The following is a 3,697-nucleotide window of genomic DNA, read 5'->3' as shown; positions in this document are numbered from 1 at the left end:
GATACCGCCATGCGCCCCTTCGATATCACCATCAATGGCCGGTTCCATCAGCGGAACAACGATGGGCGGCAAGAGGGGGTCAAGTGTTTTGATCTTGGGCATGGCGAGAATCCTCACGGTCGTGCGCTGTTGGCTTACCACTATCAAACGCCTGAAATCGCGGCGTGCCTACTGTCAGAATTAACAGGTAGTGCAGGATGCACCTGGATCGGTACCTGTTAATTCTGACAGTAGCCAATGCCCGGATTCAGGCGTTTGATAGCGCCAACAGCACACTTCGCAGGAACAGGAGAACAGCCATGCCAGCCAAAAAAAACCAGACATCCGCGCCTGCGACCAAGCCAGCAGCGGCAGAGGGAAAGACCAAAACCAAAGCCTCTGCCAAACAGAAGGTTCCGGCCCCATCACACACCATCATGACGCTGGAGGAAAAGAAGGCGCCCAAGTACCTTGATCGGCTTTACATTCCCGGCATGAGTGAGAACGTCAAAGGCTACGACGCTGGCGTCCCGAAGTGGTTGTTTGAGTCGGGCATGACGATTCAGGTAGACAAAGGCTGGGCCGCGGCCCCCGGCGATGTCATCACCGTCGGTAAACTACTCGACGACGGCACTGTGTCGGTACTCGCCACCAAGCAGCTCAAACCTGGCGAGGAGCTGAACAACGCCTACTTTTTCGCCGCCGAACAGAAGGACCTGCCCGACGGCCCGTATGCCCTGGTGTATGTGGTCCACTATGCCGGCGGCACGGACTACGACAGGTCTTACCCGCTGCTGACGCTGGTCAAGACCGACCTTCCCGCCGGTGACGACAACGATGGCCCTACAGTACCCGGGCATTCAGGACTGAAATTCAGCGTATCCGAGACGGTCATCGTCCCAGGCAACGCCAGCAAAGGCGTCACTATCACGCTCCAGCCGCCCCCAAACACCAATCCAACCGATGAAGTCGATCTTCACTGGGGATCGGTGATCAAGACGCAAAACATTGCGGGGGCTCTCAAGCCCACAGTGATCCTGGTGACCTATGCGGATTTGCTTGAAGCCGGCGACAGTGATCGTCTGTACGTCTGGCTGGAGGTGCGGGATCTGGTGGGGAATGTCTCGACGCCCGGCTCGGCCAGCGTGGAGGTCTCGGTGAACCTGGGCCAGCACCTGACGGATGGCCCCGTCATTGTCAATGGCGGGCCACCTGGCTATATCGACCTTGAAGTCGTGGGGGAAAACCCCCTGGAGCTGCAGGTTCGCACGCCGTCAAGCGTGGGCCAGGTGGGTGATATTTATGATGTAATGTTTCGCATCTACCCGCCTAAAGGTGGCGTCAAAATCATTCACAAATTTGTCGAGATCAGGCGAGGTGGCCAGGTCTATTCAGTGTTCATCGATTACCTTGATATACGGATGGCCGCTGAGGGCCGGGTGGAGACCAGCTTCGTATTGAGAAAGTCCGGCCCGCCCTACGAGGTGTACTCCAAGAAAACCAGCGCCGAGGTCAGAGGCTCAGTGGTTCGCCTGGAGCCACCGGACCTTGAGGGCTACCCAGACGATCACATCGGTAACGACCCGGCGCATGTCATCGCACGCTGCCCCTACTATGCCTGGCGGCAACCCACCGACGAGATTCTGTGGATCTTTCGACTTGTAAAAGGGTTGAACGAGGTGATCCTCCATACCGAGACACAAGTCGTCGGCCAATCCTGGCCCGTCGGTGCGCCGGTCAAGCAGGTGTTTTACTGGGAACAATTGCGCCAGTTCAAAGGCTACAGCTTCGAGTTCTATTACGTGATCTCAAGCAGCTTCACCCGCGCGCGCGCAATAGACCTGAATGAATCCTTGCGTCGGATATTGACCATCAGCTAGATACGTCAAACCCCAAGGCACTCTCGCGAGTGGCTTGGGGTTTGAGTCGCTCGACAATCAGTTTTGAATCTTGTGATCCAGCGCCGCATAAAAGTTGGCACTCTGTTGCAGGTATTTCTGGGTATAGGCCGTGACATTGGATTTTTTGCCGGTGACTTCCACGCTGGCGGCGGCAGGCAAGGCCACGGTGGCGGAAACAGCAGAAGCAGCGATGATCGAGAAGAGATTGAAGTTCATGGCGGTAACCCTTGTGTTCGTTTGGTTGGGTGGCCTGGGAAGGCCTTGGAACCCAACTTACGCCCGAGGGTTGAACCTTAGAAATGCTTTGAAACAGTAGCCGTTATCACTGCGATTAATACAAAGGCTCAGGCCCCGCAGTGCGGGGCCTGTGGCTTATTGACGCACCAGGAACTTGAGGTCACTGGGGGCATCGATCGGCAATTTCTGCACGGTTTTACCCAGCAGGCCGGTCTTGGGGTCGCGCTCGACGACGACAATTTCATTGCTTTTCTGGTTGGCGATCAGCAGGAATTTTCCGCTAGGGTCGAGGCTGAACTCACGCGGATGGTCGCCTTCGACAGAACGCCGCTGGATTTCCTTGAGGTGCGCGGTGGCTGGATCGATACTGAACACCAGCATCTGATTGGCCGTGCCACGGTTGCTCACGTACAGGAATTTGCCGTCGTTTGACGCATGCAACGCCGCACCGGCCTTGTCGGACACCGGTTGGCCGGCGGCATAGTCGAGCAACTGGGTTTGCGTCAGCTTGCCGTCGTTGTAATCGAACACGGCTACCTGGGCGCTCATCTCAGTGGTCAGCCAGGCGTGCTTGCCGTCCGCGCTGAACAGCAAGTGACGCGGGCCGCTGCCCGGTGGCAACTGCACCGACGCCGGGTCGGCCGCCGTCAGTGGCAGTTCGTGATTGGCCTTGGGGTCGTAGCGGTAGGCAAACACCTTGTCCGCGCCCAGGTCCTGCACGAATACATACTTGCCGTCCGGCGACGACACGACCGAATGCACATGGTTGGACGCCTGGCGCTCCGGGTTCACACGGCTGGCCGGGTGCCCGCTCAATTGCACCGGTGCCGACAGCTTGCCGCTGGCATCCACCGGCAGGATCGCCAGGCTGCCACCCGGGTCTTCCACCACCGAATAGTTGGCGACGAACAGGTAGCGCCCATCGGCGGCCACACTGGAATGGGTCGGCTCATTGCCCAGGCTCTGCACCTGGTTGATCAGGGTCAACTGGTGGTTCTGGGGGTCGATGCTATAGCTGCTGACACGCCCCACCGGGTCTGCCTGGCCGGGGCCGTTCTCATTGACCACAAACAACTGCTTCTGGTCTTTGGAGATCGTCAGCCAGGAAGGGTTGGCGGTTTTCGCCGCCAGCACTGGCTTGCCGCTGAACTGCCCGGTGCTACTGTCGAATTGCAGGCGGTAGATCCCTTCACTGGTGCCGGCCGTATAGCTGCCGACCAACAGTTCATGGATATCGGCCGGTGCGGCCTGCACCGACATCGCACCGACACTGCCTGCCATCAGCAGGGGCCAGAATTTACGCATCATCTGCTTCGTCCTCGTCGTTATTGTTGTCGCCCTGGATGGCGCTCAAGCAGACCAGACGGTGTTCACCGTCGTCGTTGATCAGCAACCAGCTTTGCAAGCTCTCGTCAAAGGTAGCCGCCTGCAATTGTTCTGGACTGAAGGTCCAACGCTTGAGTTCCCGGCCATCCATGCTTTGGATCTGCAGTTGCTGATCAAGCTCGAAGTCAAAAGCGTGCAGCCCATTGATGATCAGCATATCGCTGGTGGCAAGGACGCAGGTCAGGGTGTCGGCA

Annotated in this window: 4 protein-coding genes; 1 reads left to right on the top strand and 3 read right to left on the bottom strand. The window is 58.2% G+C overall.

Annotation, left to right across the window (positions count from 1 at the left end; translation table 11 throughout):
* Positions 1 to 299: 299 nt before the first annotated feature.
* Positions 300 to 1,859: a hypothetical protein gene (locus APH41_RS27625; RefSeq protein ID WP_054922651.1), complete on the top strand. Its 1,560-nt coding sequence runs from the start codon at positions 300 to 302 to the stop codon at positions 1,857 to 1,859.
* 57 nt (positions 1,860 to 1,916) lie between these two features.
* Here the strand turns inward: APH41_RS27625 and APH41_RS27620 are convergent, their stop codons facing one another.
* The 3 genes from APH41_RS27620 to APH41_RS29170 all read right to left on the bottom strand — a co-directional run.
* Positions 1,917 to 2,096 carry a hypothetical protein gene (locus tag APH41_RS27620; RefSeq protein WP_034126032.1) on the bottom strand — a complete coding sequence of 60 codons (180 nt, stop codon included), beginning with the start codon at positions 2,094 to 2,096 and terminating at the stop codon, positions 1,917 to 1,919.
* 156 nt (positions 2,097 to 2,252) lie between these two features.
* Positions 2,253 to 3,425 (bottom strand): lactonase family protein, encoded by a 1,173-nt coding sequence (locus APH41_RS27615; protein ID WP_054922650.1) that lies wholly within the window; start codon positions 3,423 to 3,425, stop codon positions 2,253 to 2,255.
* A partial coding sequence (locus APH41_RS29170; RefSeq protein ID WP_256220351.1) for a DUF5629 family protein occupies positions 3,415 to 3,697 on the bottom strand: 283 nt, incomplete at its 5' end. The genes APH41_RS29170 and APH41_RS27615, both read right to left, overlap by 11 nt.

The sequence above is a fragment of the Pseudomonas sp. NBRC 111138 genome (assembly GCF_001320835.1).
Lineage (GTDB): Bacteria > Pseudomonadota > Gammaproteobacteria > Pseudomonadales > Pseudomonadaceae > Aquipseudomonas > Aquipseudomonas paracarnis.
The sequence above is the reverse complement of the archived record's forward strand: the minus strand, read 5'-3'. Positions and strand labels throughout refer to the sequence as shown.